The 18,307-nt window shown below is 54.0% G+C and carries 4 protein-coding genes; all 4 read left to right on the top strand.

Translation table 11 applies throughout. The annotated features are described in order from the left end of the window. The first annotated feature begins 10 nt into the window (after positions 1 to 10). Positions 11 to 7,192: an SDR family NAD(P)-dependent oxidoreductase gene (locus V476_RS06805; RefSeq protein WP_024959329.1), complete on the top strand. Its 7,182-nt coding sequence runs from the start codon at positions 11 to 13 to the stop codon at positions 7,190 to 7,192. Positions 7,193 to 7,247: 55 nt separating this feature from the next. After that, entirely contained in the window at positions 7,248 to 14,030 is a 6,783-nt protein-coding gene (locus V476_RS06800) for an SDR family NAD(P)-dependent oxidoreductase (RefSeq protein WP_080278430.1), read from the top strand. Between the two features lie 4 nt (positions 14,031 to 14,034). Beyond that, entirely contained in the window at positions 14,035 to 17,202 is a 3,168-nt protein-coding gene (gene fabD / locus V476_RS06795) for an ACP S-malonyltransferase (protein WP_024959327.1), read from the top strand. A gap of 68 nt (positions 17,203 to 17,270) precedes the next feature. Then, entirely contained in the window at positions 17,271 to 18,188 is a 918-nt protein-coding gene (locus V476_RS06790) for a beta-ketoacyl-[acyl-carrier-protein] synthase family protein (protein WP_024959326.1), read from the top strand. Positions 18,189 to 18,307: the final 119 nt, after the last annotated feature.

The raw sequence follows: 18,307 nt of genomic DNA, 5'->3' as shown, positions 1-18,307 counted from the left end.
GGGTGTCGTCATGAATAACTCCAATGAGATTGCTAACTTTCAGCGTTACATTATTGATCAACTCAAAGCGGGTCGTATTACTAAAGAGCAAGCGGTTCAGGCGCTGGCCAAAACCGACGCCACCGGGGGCCGTATGCGTGAAGAGCAGTCCGGGCCGCCGGGCAGTACGCGTTATGTGCCGGTGTGGCGCGATGCGCCGCTTGGGCGCGCGCTCGATGTGGCTCAGGCTCACGAACAGCATTGCGTGGTGGTCGTAACGGAGCACGGTCATGAGCGGTTGGTGGATACCTTGAAAGCCCGCCTGGATCAACGCCTGCTGGCCCGGATGACGGTAGTGTCGGCTCCCGAAGAGGCGGCCGCCAAAGGCACGCTTGCCGACCAGATGAGCGGTTTGGCCAGTGCGATGATCCTCGACGTTTTCGTCAGTTTGAAGGCGCAGGTCACGGCCATTTTGCAGCATGGTAAAGGCCGGAAAAGCTCGGCGGATACGCTGCTCCAGGTGTTTTTTCTGAGGCCCGATAGTTACGCTGAAGACAAAGTAGCGCACGAATCTGTGTATGTCGGAGTGGAAGCGGCTATTTCAGCCATGCTGAAAACCCTGAATAAGGAGCACCCGAGCATTACCACTCAACTGGTGGCGCTTGATGAAGCCTCCTTGGGTCAGTTAAGCCAAAATAGCCTGGCCGAGGAACAGCACAGTCACGCGGCGTATGTGCGCTACCTCAAGAATGTCCGTTATGTTCAGGTGTTTGAAACGCTCAGTGACCGTTCTGAGGGTGCGTCGTTGCAACGCTTTATAAAAACCGATGCGAGTTATCTGATTATAGGTGGCGTAGGCGGTATTGGTTTGCACTTGGCAGATTACATTTTGCGCCAGGGGCAGCAGGCCCGCGTCGTATTGACCGGGCGCCGCAGTGAAGACGATCTGCAAAGTAATACGCCGTACCTGCAATTGGTAAACACCTACGGAAAGTCCCGGGTTTCCTATCTCACGGCGAACGCGGCGAGCTACTCGGACCTCAAGTCGCTGTTGATCGAGGTCGTCGCCTCCCATCACCTCGAAGGGATTTTCTACTGCGCCGGCACGTTGAATGACAGTTTTCTGGTCAACAAAACCGTCGAGCAGTTTGAAAATACCCTGGAAGCCAAAGTCAGTGGCAGCATCCATCTGATTCAGGCTGCAAACGACGTCAGTCAACAGACTGAAACGGGCTTTGACTTCATTCTATTTTGCTCCTCTTGTGCAGGCCAGTTAGGTTTTGTCGGCCAGATCGACTATGCGGCCGGCAATGGATTCATTGATGGTTTCAGCGACGCTCGAAACAAGGTCGGGGGTAACGGCTTTGATCGCCTGTTGTCGGTGAACTGGCCGCTCTGGGAAAACGCCGGTATGGGTGTTGATCAGCAGGCGCTGAAAGAACTCCACGTCGAGTACGGTCTGTTGCCGTTGCCGGTCGATGTGGCCCTCAATCACGTGAATACGTTGTTACTGGCCGCCGATACCCACCGTGTTCTGGTGACCTATGGCGATCCGGTGAAAATTGATAGCCAGTACGTTAACGCTAAACCACAGCGGAACCTGCAAACCCCGGCGCTCAGTCAGCAAACGGCTCAAGCAGCCAGCGGGAAGGGCGCAGTGACATCGGTTGAGACTGCCTATGATCCATTGGTCGCTCACCTCAAACAGTTGATCTCCAGCGTCCTGAAGCTGGAGACAAGCAAACTCGACACCTTCGAGCCGTTGCAAAGCTACGGCCTCGACTCGTTTTCCATCATGCGGATCAATCAGGCGTTGAGTGAGCATTTCTCTCGACTGTCGAAAACGCTGCTGTACGAAGTGGAATCCATTCATGACCTGGCCACCACACTGAGCCAGTTGCAACCCGACGCGGTGCAGGCGTGGCTCGGCGCGGTTGCCCCGGCAGCGAGCCAACAGGCTCCGCAAGCCTCTGCCCGTCAGGACGCTCAGCCGCGTCCGGCAGTGCCCCGCGCAGTGGATGCGCAGGCCGGTGATGCGGTCGCCATTATTGGTATTAACGCGCAGTTTCCGGGGGCGGCGAATATCGAAGCGTTCTGGGAGCTGTTGCGCAACGGCGTGAACGCTGTGACCGAGATTCCTGAGTCGCGCTGGTCCCTGGAAGACTTCTATGCCACGGACAAAGTCGAGGCCATCAGAGACGGTAAATCCTACTGCAAGCAAGGCGGGTTTCTTGAACAGGCTTATGATTTCGATGAGCAGTTTTTCAAGCTCTCACCACGAGAAATCCTCGCCATGGATCCGCAGGAGCGGCTGTTTATGCAGTCTTGCTGGCGTGCCCTGGAGGACTCTGGTTACACCAAAGATAAAATCAAGCAGCAGTATGACGGCGACGTTGGTGTCTACGTCGGCATTACCAAGACTGGCTTCAATCTCTACGGCCCGGCACTCTGGAATCAAGACGAACGCACGATTCCGACGACCTCGTTCAGTTCTGTCGCCAGCCGTATTTCTTATCTCTTCGACCTCAATGGGCCCAGCATGCCCATCGACACCATGTGTTCATCGTCGCTGGTGGCGATTCATGAGGCGGTCCATAGTCTCAAGGCCGGGCGTTGCCAGATGGCGATTGTCGGTGGCGTGAACCTGTATCTGCACCCCGCAAGCTATGTACAACTCTGTGCGTCCAGCATGCTGTCGCAAAAAGGTCAGTGCCACAGTTTTGGCGACCAGGCGGACGGCTTTGTACCGGGTGAAGGTGTCGCGACGCTTATTCTGAAGCCGCTTCGGCAGGCCCAGGCAGACGGCGACCGGATTTACGCAACAATCAAAGGCTCGGCGGTCAATCATGGTGGCGCCGCCAAAGGCTACACCGTGCCGAACCCCAAGGCGCAAACGGCGGTGATCGAGAAAGCCCTGAACAGCGCCAATATCACAGCGGGCGAACTCAGCTACATCGAGGCTCACGGCACCGGGACGGAACTCGGTGACCCCATCGAGTTGAACGCACTCAAAGCCTGTTTCTCGGGTAATGACCTGCCTGAGTCTTCCTGCGCGATTGGCTCGGTAAAAAGCAATATCGGCCACCTGGAAGCCGCCGCCGGTCTGGCCGGAGTGATCAAAGTGGTGCTGCAGATGCAGCACCGGGTCCTGGTACCCAGCCTGCACGCACAGACGATCAATCCTAACTTGGAGTTCGACCAGTCGCCGTTCTATTTACAGCGGGAGCTGATCGAGTGGCCATCGCGCAACAACCGCAATCGTATCGCCGGTGTTTCGTCGTTCGGTGCGGCGGGGGTGAATGCCCACGTTATTCTGGAGGAGTACACAGCGCCGCAGCAACAGGTCGTTGGCGCACCTGTCGGGCAAGAACATGTCCAGGCGTTGGTTTTCCCTTTCTCTTCGAATACCGAACAAGGCCTGAAAAGAAACTGCCGTCGGTTCCTGGATTTCCTTCAGGCGCAAGCGCCTGAAGCCTCCACTGCAATGGATATTGCGACGTTTATTCGCGCCACGCTTCGGGGGCTGGATAACAATCTCTCGTTGAATCAGGTTGACGATTCAACCCCCCTGGTCGATGCCGGGCTCAAACCATTTGATTTCTATCGACTGTTCGAGGCCGTCAACACCCGCTACGGGCTGAATCTGTCGATGCTCAACTGGCAAGGCAGCGTATCGATTGGGCGACTGGTGGCGGTTATTCAGGGCGGCGCTTCATCGTCGACCGTACCCGCGTTGCGTGACGTCGCGTTCACGCTGCAAACGTGTCGAAATGCCCATCAACATCGCGTCGCGATTTGTGCCAGGGATCTAGCCGGTTTTATCGAGCGTCTCCAGCGCTTCCTTGGCGAGGAAGACCCTCAGGTTAATGGTAGCGGCCTGTATGCCGGGGTGAAAACTCACCGGTTTGAAGAGCTTTCCAAGCAAAAAGCGCTGGCCCACGACCGCGTTCAGATTGCTTTTGCCCACCACGAGTCGGACGCCTTGGCGCAACTGTGGGTCAATGGCAGCTTTGAGCAGTGGGAAGGTTTGTACAGCGATGGGCTGCAACCGAAAAAATGCCGGATACCCGAGTATGCCTTTGCGGCCAACACCCATAGCTTCCTGGACAAAGTCGGTTCGAACGCAAGGGCCGTCAGACACCTGGATCAGCCATCAGAAGCAGGGAAGGTGAGCGCCGAAATCATCAGTCACGTGCCCGTTTGCCTTGAAGTGCCGGCCGTTGCCGGATTCATTCGAGAAAGACTGGCCAATGTACTCAAGATGGATGAGGCGTCGATCAACAATGAGGTGTCGTTTGTCGATTACGGTCTGGACTCCATTTTGGGCGTTGATTTAATCCATTCGCTTAATGAACAGTATCGTCTCGGTTTGAAAACCACGTGTATCTACGATTATCCGAATGTCGAGGATCTATCCCGCCATGCCCATGGGCTGATTACGCCTGTGACGATCGTCGACTCGTCGACTCAATTCGCTCGGCCAGCGCCTCAGCTACTCAGCGAGTCGCCTGCAACTGGCCAGGAACGCAACCAAAAGCCGATTGCAATTATCGGCATGAGTGGCCGTTTTGGCGGTGCCGATGATACCGAGGCGTTCTGGAACAATATCCGCGACGGCAAAGACAGCACCGAATCGGTGAATCGTTGGGACCTGGCGGACTATCTCAATCAGGAAAAGTATCGCGACGGTGTTTGCCAGCGCGGTGGATTCCTCAATGAAATTGATAAGTTCGATGCGATCTTCTTCAACATTTCCGGGGTTGAAGCCACGTATATGGACCCACAACAACGCCTTTTCCTCGAAGAGGCGTGGCATGCCCTGGAGGACAGTGGCTATGCAGGCAGTCGCCTGACCCCTGAAGTGAAAGATCAGTTCGGCATTTACGTCGGCGGCTGGACTGGCGACTACAACGAAGTGTTCGAGGCCAGTGAGGCTCCGGCGCAAGCGCTGTGGGGCAACATGGGCTCGATGATTGCGTCGCGGATTGCCTATTACCTGGATTTCAAAGGGCCGGCGCTGACCATCGACACTGCGTGTTCAAGTTCGTTGGTGGCGATCCATCAGGCTTGTAAAGACCTGCGACTGGGGATCGCCAATACGGCGATTGCGGGCGGTGTATTTGTACAGACGACGCCGCGCTTGTACGTGCAGGCGACACAAGCCGGGATGTTGTCGCCCACCGGGACGTGCTCGCCATTTGATGAAAACGCCGATGGTTTTGTCCCCGGCGAAGCGGTCGGGGCGATTATTCTTAAACGTTTGGACGATGCCTTGGCCGATGGCGACAACATTCGCGCGGTCATCTACGGTGACGGCATCAACCAGGACGGCAGAACCAACGGCATCACGGCCCCAAGCGCCGTCTCGCAAGAGAAGTTGCTGAAACGGGTGTACAAGGATTTCGGTATTACCGCTAACGACATCTCCATGGTGGAGGCCCACGGCACCGGCACCAACCTGGGCGACCCGATTGAGTTCAACGCACTCTGTGCAGCCTTCACCACGGACTCCGCGCACAAGAATTACTGCGCCTTGGGCTCGGTCAAAGCCAACATTGGCCACACCCAATTTGCCGCCGGTATCTCGAGTGTGATCAAGTCGGTGCTGGCACTGGAACACAGCACCATTCCGCCGCTGATTCACCACACCAAAGGCAACTCGCGAATTGATTTGGCCGGTAGCCCGTTTTATGTCGCGAAATCTTCACAACCGTGGCAAGCCAGAAATGGCCGGAGGCTGGCAACGATCAGTGCCTTCGGTGCCAGTGGCACCAATGCACACGTGGTGCTCGGTGATTTACCCCAGCCGGTACGGCACACGGCGGAGAAGTTTGGGCCGCAGTTGATTCTGCTGTCGGCGAACTCTGACCCACAGTTGGTCAAACTCCTGCAGAAACTGCGTGAGCACCTCGAGTCTGACGCGACGGTGTCGCTGACCAACATCGCTTACACCTTGGCCTGCGGGCGCAGGCACTTCGGCAAGCGCGTGGCGATTCTTTGCCGCTCGGTTTCTGAACTGGCCAATGCACTGGGCTCCCTGCTGTCAGCAGCCAAGCCGAGCATGCAAATCTTTACGCCGAGCGACTTGGGGCAGGGCAATGCCCAGGCTTTGCTGAAACAAGCGCACGTCTATATTGAAAACGGCCAGGTCAACGACGCTTCGTTCCAGGGCAGCATTTGTAGCCTGCCGGCCAGTCCTTTCAATTCCATGTCGTTCTGGGCGTCTTCGAAGGATAAAGCGCCGGCGAAACAGGCCTCCGTTGCACGTCCGAGTCCTCCCGCATCAGCCCCACGAGCCACGGCGGCAAGGTCAAAAGCCGCCAGCAAGTACTGTGAATTCACCCTGACGGTGGATGATTTCTTCATCGCGGATCATTTGGTTATGGGGCAGAAAGTCCTGCCCGGCGTGATGTATATCGAGCTGATGAAACGCAGTGTTTGCGCGGTGTATGGCGACAAGTTCAAGAATGCCTACCAAATAGCGCTGAACGATATTGCCTGGGTTCAGCCGATGGTCTTTACCGACGCCACGCCACGCTTACCGATTATTGTGGAAGTGACAGAGCGAGGCGACAACGCTGACCTGAAGGTGCTGAGCCGAGATAAAAAGCAGCTGTATGCCCAAGCCATCTGTGAGTTGTCGTCAGGTCAACAGGTGCTGGCAGAAGATCGGTCGTTCAGTCACCTGAAAGCACAGGGGATCCGGTTCGATGAGATTGACCTGAGCGCGGCAGGGCTGGCCCAGTATCGAAAAGTACCGGCAGCGCAATGCTATGACTTGTTGCGTCGCCATGGCATTACCCACAAGACCCGTTTGCAAGGTATCAAGGCCCTCTACTTTTCGCCCTCGACGGTCATCGCTCAATTGCAACTGCCGTCGATCCTGGCGAATAAACAGTCGCCTTTTTCGGTTCATCCCTGCCTTGCAGACTCTGCACTTCAGGCCATCTCGATTCTCGCTGTAGCGCGGGATAAAGCCAAACAAACCAGGGATCAGGGTGGGGTGCAAACCCGGGTTCCTTTTGCAATAGACCGCTTTCAACAGTATCGGGAAATTCCACTCAACGCCTGGTCGGTTGGGCATGTGCTGAATGATGGCAAGAAAGAAATCTGGACCATTGTTATCTACGACGCGCAATCCAATGTCTGTGCGGTGCTGGATGGTTATCGCCAACGGATACTGTCCGGTGTGCCGCGATTGTCTGAAGCTTAAACAGGTCCTGGTGTTTGGGTGCTATTGATTGTTACCTCTGGGTAGAAGGTTTGATATGAGCAATGCCGTGCATAACATTTATGCCGTTAATCGTTGGCGGCCAATAGCGGGCAGCCCGTCGTTGGCGACCGATGAAAGCGTTCTGGTTATTATTCCAGTTACTTCTGCGGCGGGTGTGTCACCAAACAGGCAGAGATTATTGTCGTTGGTTGGCGGTCAGGCTCACTGCAGCTTTACTGCGCTGGATACGCTGGAACGTATGACCGCGACACTGGCGGACTACATCCCGGGAACGATTAAAAGTATCCTCTGGATCGGCGGTAGCCTTGATGTCTCTGTGCACGCAGAGGATCAAAGTTTACAGTATGGTATCGAAGAAAAAATCTTCTTCAGGTTCTTCAAGGCGTTGCTGGAATTAAAGGCTGATGAAGTCAGGTTGTCGATCACGGTCGTCACCAAGAATAACTTCAATGTCAACAACGAAGGCACTAACACAGCGGTCAACGCCGGGTTGCACGGGTTTGTCGGTGCCGCTGCGAAAGAATACAGCCATTGGACGATAAGCTTGCTTGATGTCGATGACGCCTTTGTGGCGCGTGCGACCTCAAACCCCTCGCTGGTGCGCTCGTCGCAAGGCATTGAAAAAAGAAAAGTCAAAGGACAGACGTATTGCTGCCGCGACGATCAATGGTATGCCGAGCACCTGGAGGTGTTGCCGGTTGAAAACGGCAGTGAGCCGGTCAAGCCGATCTACCGTGACAACGGGGTATATCTGATCATCGGTGGTGCCGGTGGCCTGGGCCAGGCCTGGACCGAAAGTCTTTTGCAACGGCACGATAGCCAAGTCATTTGGGCAGGTCGAAAAGCCATTAATGATGAAATCCGTCATTCATTGCGTGCCATGGAGAGACTCGGTCGTGCTCCCCTGTACGTATCGGTTGATGCCACCCAGCCACACCAAATGGAGCAATTACGACACACCATCCTCCGTCAATATGGCCGGCTGGACGGCATTATTCATTCGGCAATCGTCCTGGAGGACAAGACGGTTGCCAATATGTCTGAAACAACCTTTAGTTCGGCCCTTGCTGCGAAAGTGGATATTTGCCGAAACATCGAAAATTACTTTGCCGATCTAGACCTCGACTTCATCGCCTTCTATTCCTCGATCCAGAGCTTTGCTCGCCAGGCCGGGCAGAGTAATTACGCTGCGGGGTGCACCTTTAAAGACAGTTTTGCCCATTACTTGCGGGCCAAGTGCGCAACTACCCATGTCAAAACCATGAACTGGGGGTATTGGGGAACCGTCGGCATTGTCAGTGATGCGTCGTATCAAAAGGTGCTGGAAAAAAGCGGGATGGCGTCAATCAACCCAACCATCGGCATGTTGGCCTTTGAGGCGTTGATTGCAGGGGATCATTTACAGGCCAGTTTTATCGCTGCCTACGATCCAGAAAAAATAACATTGATAGATAAGGTGACACTTCATCAGAACACTACAGAATTTGGTTTTGTGCAATCAACAACTCAGTTAAATAACGATGTCGTGGAGGGCTGTATGATGGAATATGTGTATCGGAATGAACACTATATGGCCCTAAGGGAGGAAGGCGTTTTTTACCTGGAGGACATGGACAGCTACCTTTGCCGGATCGTCGCTGCCGATCTTGAAACCTTGGGCGTGTTTTCCGGTACTGAGTTTTCCGTTGAAAACGTGCTTCGCAAGACCGATATTCGCGCAGGTTTTTCGCGCTGGTTGACGGAGACCCTGATGAGCCTTGTGCGCCAAGGCTACCTTCGTCACGACGCCGGTCAATTCAGCAAAACGGCAGAGTTTCCTGAGAGCGATGCCAGCGCAGCCTGGCTCTCCTGGAACACCGCAAAAGTTGAATGGCTGCTGGATGAAAATAAATCCGCTCAAGTCAAACTGGTTGAAGCCTTGCTGATCCATACCAAGGAGATACTGACCGGGAAAATAAAGGCCACCGACATCATGTTCCCTGACTCTTCGATGCGCATGGTCGAGGGTATCTATAAAAACAACCGCGTTGCTGACTACTTCAACCTGGTGCTTTCGAGGACGGTGGTTGACGAAATCAACACGCTGCTGGCCGCTGACCCTCAGCGGAAAATTCGCATTCTGGAAGTGGGCGCTGGCACCGGCGGTACAACCGCCGTGTTACTCAAGCACCTGGCGCCGTTTCACGCCAACATCGCAGAGTACTGCTACACCGACCTTTCGAAGTCGTTTCTGTTTCATGCCCAGCGGGAATACGGGCCAGGCAATCCATTCTTGCGCTACGAGATTTTCAACGTAGAAAAGTCGGTTGATGACCAACCACTGCAGCGTGATTACTACGATATTGCAGTTGCCACCAACGTGTTACACGCCACCCGTGACATTGCCGCCTCGATTCGCCGGGTCTGGGAAGTTTTGAAAGATCAGGGCTCATTGATCGTCAACGAGCTCAGCCGCAATACCTTGTTCAACCACCTCACGTTTGGTTTCCTCGACGGTTGGTGGTTGTACAACGACGATCACATCAGGGTGCCGGGCTCTCCGGTTCTGGAGCCTGCCACGTGGCACAACACCGCCCTGCAAGTGGGTTACGGCTCTACGCAGTTCCCCGCCGAGCTGGCCCACGACATGGGGCAGTTCGTGATGTTGATGCGTGCGCAAAAGCACGCCGCGTCCCTTGCCCCCAAGGTCGTTGAGTCCGGATCCAGTCATTCATCAGGGAACGAGTCCTCCATGCATACCCCGTCAAATACCCCTTCGGCTGTCAACGTTGCAATGTTGAAAGCCAAGAGCCAGGCGTTTTTCACTGATCTGATCGCCGACGTCGTTCAGCTTCCTGTCGATGAAATCGCGCTGGACCTCTCCCTCGAAAAACTGGGATTCGATTCTATCCTGGTCGTCACCCTCACCAATAAACTGCGTGAGCATTTCGAGCAGGTCAGCAGTTCCCTGCTGTTTGATATTGATAGCGTCGAAGGCATCATCGATTACTTTATCGAGCAAGATAAACAGGCCTTGGCGGCGTTGCTGGGTATTGATTTCAGCGATGCACAACCACCTAGTGCTGCCCCGGTTGCCGTTGCTTCTCACACCCAGGCCCCTGCCAGCGCACCTGCGGTTACTGAGTTTGACGTGATCGACCTGGGCGCATTCTCCCTTCAAGAGGTTGACGCCCCGTCGGCGTCACTGCCTCAGGTGTTTGATTTCCAGGAAACCTACCCTGAACCCCGTCGTTCCGGCGATATCGCGATCATCGGGCTGAATGGTACTTACCCTGGCTCGCGGACCCTGGACGAGTTCTGGGAAAACCTGTCGCAAGGTCGTGACCTGGTGACCTCAGTGCCCAAGGCAAGGTGGGAGCAAACCGGCTTTAATCGGGTCGAAAATCCGGAAAATTTCAAGGGCGGCTTTATTGACGGCTTTGACGAGTTCGACGCGGAGTTCTTCGACTTCAGTGAAACCGATGCGCTGCTGACAGATCCTCAGGAGCGCAAATTCCTCGAATGTGCCTTCTCGGTGCTGGAAGATGCGGGCTACACCAAAGAGTCCCTGGCCGAAAGTGACATGACCACCGGTGTCTATGTCGGCGCGATGTACCAGGAGTATCAGTTGCACAGCGAAACGGCTAAAGGTCTGTACGAAGGGCAGGCCATCTCCAACAGCTTTGCCTCCATTGCCAACCGTGTTTCCTACATCCTGAACCTGGAAGGCCCTAGCGTCGCCATAGACAGCATGTGTTCGTCATCGCTGTCCGCCGTGCACCTGGCATGCTCTGCGTTGAAGCTTGGGGAGATTGATTACGCGATTGCCGGCGGGGTCAATCTGACCTTGCATCCCAACAAATATGGTGTGCTGAAACAGGGCGGCGACCTTTCGCAGACCGGTAAATGTGCGAGCTTTTCCGAGAGTGCAGACGGCTATGTACCGGGAGAAGGTGTTGGTGCGGTCTTGTTGAAACGCTACGAGGATGCGCTGCGCGATGGCGACCACATCTATGGGGTGATTACCGGGTCGCTGATCGTTCACGCAGGCAAGACCAATGGGTATACCGTTCCAAGCCCGAAAGCTCACAGCAAGCTGATCTCAAAAGTGGTCCAACAGGCCGGCATTCGTTCTGCGGACATTTCGTACATTGAAGCGCACGGTACGGGCACCAATCTGGGCGACGCCATCGAAATTCATGGGCTGAGGCAGGCGTTTTCCATCGATCAAGACTCGGCACAACAAGGTAAGTTCTGCTCGGTAGGCTCGGTGAAATCGAATATCGGTCATTGCGAAAGTGCCGCAGGCATGGCCGGTTTGACCAAGATTCTGCTGCAACTGAAATACCAGCAAATCGTCCCTTCGCTCCACTCGAAGAAAATTAATAAAAACCTGCAGATCGAAAAAACCTCCTTCTCGATCCCCCAGTTGCTGTCCCATTGGCGTCTGCCGAATAAAGAGGTCAAAAAGCGGATTGCCGGCCTGTCGTCCTTTGGCGCGGGCGGTGCGAATGCGCACTTCATCATCGAAGAGCACGAGGAAGTGTCGAATCAGGTCAATTACACGATGGATTACCCGGAACTGATCGTGTTGTCCGCAAAATCAAAGGAGGCGCTACACCAGAGAGCTGCGCAGTTGCTGGGCTACATCCACTACAACGCTCAGCACAACACCTCCCTGAACAACCAGCCACGATACTGGTTGGGCAACATTGCCTATACGCTGCAAACCGGCCGCACTCAAATGCCGTACCGCCTGAGCTTCCTGGCGGACTCCATCGAGCACCTTGAAGACAACCTCGATGCATTCCTGAATGATAAAAAAAGCAAATCCCCGCTGCATGTCTGCTATGCCGGCGAGATGGACGCCACAGCGAAGCTGTTGTACGAGGATAACTCCCTTGAGCTGATTCTTTCTGAATGGCTGAAGCAAGGTAAATACCAGAACATCGTCGCGCTCTGGGCCAAAGGGGTGGTGATTAACTGGGGCGGCCTGCTGGGGAAAAGAGGGCAACGTATCAGCCTGCCGACCTACCCGTTCTCACAAAACCGTCATTGGTTGCCGATGGGCAACCACACGGCCGGCGTGTCTCAAAAAGTCGAGGCAGCCCCTGTGCAGCAGCGGGTGAAAACCGTAGCCGCTATGGTTGAACCGGTCGTTGAAAAAGTCGCAGGGAAGATTGTTCAGAAAACCGTTGAGCCGGTGGTTGGCGAGCCGGTCATTACGGCACCGGTGGCGGTCGAAAAAGTCACCGCCGAACCGAAGTCGTTGTTTATTCATCGCTGGAACAAGGTGGACGTGAGCCCACATCCGAAACTGGCGCAGGCCGATACGAAAATCTGTGTCGTTGGCCTGGACACCCTGGATTACTTCCAGCGAGATCTGGAGACCTGCGGCCTCGATGCCGGCTCTTCAGAATGGCAGCAAGTCCTGCCGAACGGCTTTGCCCAGTCTTTCGCTGATCTGGCCAAGTCCGTCTCACGCCAACTGGCGAAGAAGGTCAAAGCCTGGCTGGCGGACAGCACTCAGCCTTTGCACCTGCAAATCATCATGCCGTTCGATCGCCAGTATCAACTCTATGCAGCATTGACCGGGGCGTTGGAACAGCACGTGCTGGGTGCTGCCAATGTCAAACTGACGATTATTTACTGTGAAGCCTTGTGCTCGTTTGCCAACATTTCGACGCTGATCAACCGTGCAGCAGACACACAGACTCACATCGCTGAATACCTGTGTGCCCACGACAGTATCTATGCCGGCAGCGTGCAGAAAGTCAGCCAGCCGGAATCAGGCTCGTTACTCAATGACAACGGTGTCTATGTCCTGGCAAACGGCTTGAATGAGGTGGGCCAAAGTGTGATTCGTGCGATTGATGATGAAACCAGCGGATGCCATATCGCAATCCTGGGTGACGCGCTTTCAGCGCCAGACATCGATGAGCAAATCGGGTTACTTCAGAACAGCCTGGACAATACCAAAGTCGGCTACTACGCGGCTGAACTTGATGATAGAAAGTCCGTGTTCAATGCACTGTTGCTGATAAAAGACCAACTGGGCGATGTCCAGGGTGTGCATTACATTGTTCCGGCCGATGACAAGGTTCAGCAGCATAAGGAACCGTTGAAAGACAAGGCGCTTATTCGTCATCTCGCGGCACTGATTAACCTAGATGAGGCGACCTATTCATTTGACTCCCAGCTGCAATCGTTCTCCATCGTCATGACCGTCGAGGAACACGACAGTAAACAGCTCAACACCCTGGCAAAAACCTTTGCTCGTTATCGCGCGGCGTTGCAGGGTAGTGGTTACCGCGAAGGCAAGACCGTAGCGCTGGAAGTGGAGGGCAACGCGGCCAATGACATTGCCACTGCATTTATTCACGCCCTGGACAAAAACCATTCGGATGAGCAATTCGCGTTCATCTGGAAGGCCGCAACTCTCGCTGACAACACGCCAGTCATTCAACCGCAGGTAACCGTGGAACCTCCCGTTGCATCGCCTGCGCCACTGGCAGCGGTCGCGCAAAAACAGCCAGCCTATTCGTTTGATGGCGCCAGTGACGAGTTGCAGGCAACGGTTTCCTGGTTGGTTTCAATCTCCTCGGAGTTGCTGGACAAGGAGTCAGCTTCGTTTAGTCCTGTAGCAACGTTTACTGAGAACGGCTACGAGTCGATCAGCATTGTTGGGTTGTGTGAGTTGATCAACAGCCGTCTGGGGCTGGCGATCTCTGTGGTGGTGTTTTTCGAGCACGACACCATTCAGTCGTTGGCACAGTACCTGGTGGCTGAGCACGGCGACCAGATTGAAGAAGTGTTAGAAACCGACGTGGAGGGCTGATGCAATGAATGTCAGGACCGATGCGCTCGCCAGAGACACCGCCTCGCCGCTGAACCAGGGGATGGTCTATCCCCTGCACAGGGTATTTATGTTCGGCGGGCAGGGGTGTCATTACTATCAGATGGCGAGCCATCTATTCCTGACGCATTCAACGTTTCGTGAAGCCATGCTGCGGCTGGATCTGATAGGCCAACGCATACTGGGTAAATCGGTAATCGCGGAGATTTATCGTAAAGACAAGTCTCGCAGCGATGACTTCTCCTCTATCACGTTCACTCATCCGAGCATCGTGATGGTGCAACTGGCACTGGTCTCAACCCTCGCTGCTGAAGGGATCACCGCTGACTCGGTGATCGGCACGAGTTTGGGGGAGTTCATTGCCGCTTGTGTTGCCGGTGCCATTTCGGATACGGATTTATTGGCTGCAATCTGTGATCAAGCCTTATTGATCGAGCAGTTTGCAGGACAAGGCAAGTTGCCGAAAGGCGGCATGCTGTCGGCATTGATTACCCCGGATGAAAGGGACGCACTGCTCGCCGAGTTTCCTGAAGTTGCTGTTGCGGGTGTGCATCACTCACGACACGTCACCTTTTCGGGAGATACGTGGGTGATTGATGCGTTGGAAAAGAGCTGCCAGCAACGAGCTTTTTTATATCAGCGGATCGCTGTGGACTACGCCTTTCATTCGCCTGCCATACGCCCGTTAAAAGCGGCTTCTTTAGCGTCGATAAAAAAGTACACAACCGGGGCATTCACGCTGCCTTTTTACTCCTGTGCAACGGTTGCGCGGTGTCGTGTGATTGACGCCGAGCACTTTTGGGGGATCGTTGAGTCCCCCATCAACTTTGCAGACACCATCGACTTGATAGAGGCAAGCGCCACAGGCGCGACGCCTGTGTATGTTGATCTTAGTCCTTCCGGATCGTTGCATGGATTTGTCAAACAGCATCTGGGTGCGTTCAGGGCAAAGCAGGTCCCTGTGAGCCTGACGCTGATGTCCTTGATGAGTAACGACACGACTCAATACCAGGCCGGCGTGCTGACCCTAAAGCGCCTTGCAAAGGCGTATAGCGAAAGCGCTATCGCTCAACCCGGGCCTCAAGACACTACCTTGGTAAATCATTCTATGGAAAAGACTCGAACAAGCGTGGTCGGCAATAATCCAGCAAAGAACACTGCCCTTGTTTTTCCGGGGCAGGCCTCACAGCGAGTGGGCATGGGGCGTGAATTGTTCGAACGTTTCCGTCGGCAGACTGAAATCGCCAGTGATATTCTGGGATATTCCATTGAGCAGCTGTGCCTGGAAGACCCACAGAAGCAGTTGAACAAAACACAGTACACGCAACCTGCGCTGTATACCGTGTGTGCATTGCAGTACCTCGCCTATCGGGAAGATAACGAGGTGGTGATCGAGTTCCTGGCCGGGCACAGCCTGGGAGAATATGCGGCGCTGTTCGCCGCGGATGTCTTTGACTTTGAAACGGGACTGCGCATCGTCAAGCACCGCGGGGAATTGATGTCTTCCGCGAATGCCGGTTCCATGGCCGTGATCCTGAATTATAAAGCTCAGGATCTGCAGCAACTGCTCAACGATAACGGCATTACCAGCATTGATATTGCAAACATCAACTCTCCGGATCAGTTGGTGATTGCAGGGCCGCATCAGGCGCTGGAGGCGTTTGAAGGCATTATCAACTCGCTGGCGGGCACCTACATTCCTATTCCGGTGGGGGCACCTTTTCATTCGCGCTACATGCAGCCGATAGCACAAGATTTTGAGCGGTTTCTCGAGCCTTTCACGTTTCGACCGATGAATAAAACGGTGATCAGTAACGTCACCGGTTTGCCCCATCAGAATGAAATGCTGAAGAACCAACTGGTGAAGCAACTGTACAGCCCAGTGCAGTGGTTGGACAGCGTTCGTTACTTGATGGGGTTGGAGGTCGATGAGTACGTAGAGATCGGTCCTGGTGATGTGCTCACCAAGTTGACCACCAAGATCCGCAATAAATGCGCGCCATTAGTCTTGGGTGAGAAAGTCATTCGCCAGGTGCCAGGCAGCACAGAGAGCTTGGAAAGCAAGGTTGCCCGGCAGCCTGCGAAAGACGGGTTGTTTAAGGCTTTCAAAAGTCGCTGGAGCCGGGGGGATGAGTTTTGTAGTCATTTTGGCCTGGCGTACCCTCATGTCCTGACGCTCTCGGAAGATAATCTGGATTATTCTTTTATAGAGCGTGCACAGGCGTGCGGACATCTAGCTTTTCAGGCAGTTCCTTGGACCGCTGAGGCGATTGATTCCGGTAGCCTGGACAGCATTCTGTCGAGATTGGGCGCCAAAAGATCCAATGACTCCGGGTGTGTGGGGGTGGCTATTACCCACAGTGAAAACGATAAGGTTCTGTTTTCAAAAGTTCTGGCGCATCAGTTGAACGCTGTCGCCCTGACCGGCGTCTACGGTATGACGACTGAACTGGTCTACTACCGGGTTATTTCGGCCTACCAAGGGCGTTTTAGTAGTACCCCACAAAAGAACAAGTTGTTTATCCGCGTGGATGATCCTCGCTGTGTTCAGGGCTTTTACCAGAAGCTACCGCAAGGTGTTCTTGAGCGTTTGCACCTGCAAGGGCGAATTGATGCTGCTCAGTTTGAGTTTGCGAAAAACATCGCTGCCTGTGATGCCATTATTCTCAATAATGAAGAGCATGACCTGGAGGCATTGATGGGCATTAACCGGTTGAGGGTTGAACACCCTGAACTGGATATAAAGATTGGCATCGAAGGCGCGCTGTCGGCCCCGAACGACTTCACTCAAGGGACGCTCAGTCAAATAGATTTTTTTGTCAGCAGTGAGTTGAACGTGCTGATAGGCGATTCTTTTTTGCCTGGACTGATCAGGCAGACCCTTTTTTCCGCAAGCGACGCCTTTATAGTGGATCTCCCAGATCCTAAGACGATCCATTTTGGTGGGCGAGCCAAGACGTACATCACTAATGATCCAGCGATTCGCCAGCGTGCGGGTAACGCCCATGGTTGGCTGTCGGATGATCAAAGGCCAACGCTATGCAGGTTGCTACCGTCCAACTATCTGGCCATTTCCGAATGGCTCAAGGTTCAGTTCGTCAATAAACAGCCCTCGTTGGCTGAGTTAAGCTCGGCTCTTTTGAATGGCGTATAGGCTGCCAGGGCTTTGAGTAGTTGGACTGTCTCTTTTTTGTATATATTTAATTGCCAGGGAATGCCGGTATGTCCAATCTGTTTATTTCTAACGTCGTGTTTGATTTCGGCGAGTCGAAGTCAATTGATAGCTTGTCATCTTGCATTAGTCCTGATGAGCTTAAGGCCTTTCGGGCGGGCGGCTTTGAATATTATGTAAATGAAAGTCGTGACGTTTATGCTGTGTGCGGAAAGGTAGCCGCGAAGGTCCTGGATGAGAGCCATGTCGGTCGAGAGGATGTGACCGATATTGTCTATATCAGCTCAACCAAATTCATTGACAAGGTCGTTGGCCTGAGTGTCTACCTCTCGAAGTTGGCAGCGAATATCGGTATTCATAAGGCGACGTTATATGCCTTGTCTGCGGGGGAGTGCGGTAATTTCGTTCATGCCTTGCGTTTTTGTGGGCAGATTCTGCAGGAGCGCCCAGACAGTAAGGTTTTGTTGGTATTCGCAGAAAAGCTGATGACTGACGAGGAGCGGCATTATCCTGGAACGGCGATTTTAAGTGACGGGGTGGCCGTTTGTCTGGTGACCTGCGAAAAAACCAGAAACTGCTACGAGGTTATCGCGCGGTCGGAGGCCACCGACCACCGAGTCACTAAGGCTTATGCTGAACAGAAAAATATTGATGCGTTGCGGCTCGCCTTGACCGCAATTCATACGCTGTCTAGGGATATTTTTTTGAAAGTTGATTTTGATAAAAGTGCTATAAGCCACTTCATAACCAATAACTTTATTATGCACTTGTCCAAAATGTACATTATGGAGGTCGGCGGCGACGCCTCAAAACTCAGGCTGCCAACGCTGCCTCCGAAAGCACATGTTTTTACGATTGATAGTTTGTTGAATCTGACTGGGACCCCGATGGATGATGGTGATTTGGCCTTTTGCCTGAGTTTTGGCATGTTTTTTTGGGGGGCATGCATCGTTAAGTACCATGCCTGAAAAAGCTTTACGACCGCGTGTTTATGCCTTGGGGACGTACGCGCGCGGACGGGGTCGAGTTGCGGGGCGCGCGGTGAGTGACCAGGTATTCAATGATTTTTTGTCGAGTGAAATGTTGC

The sequence above is a fragment of the Pseudomonas syringae KCTC 12500 genome (genome assembly GCF_000507185.2).
Classification (GTDB): Bacteria; Pseudomonadota; Gammaproteobacteria; order Pseudomonadales; family Pseudomonadaceae; genus Aquipseudomonas; species Aquipseudomonas syringae.
This window is presented reverse-complemented; position numbering and strand designations above follow the sequence as displayed.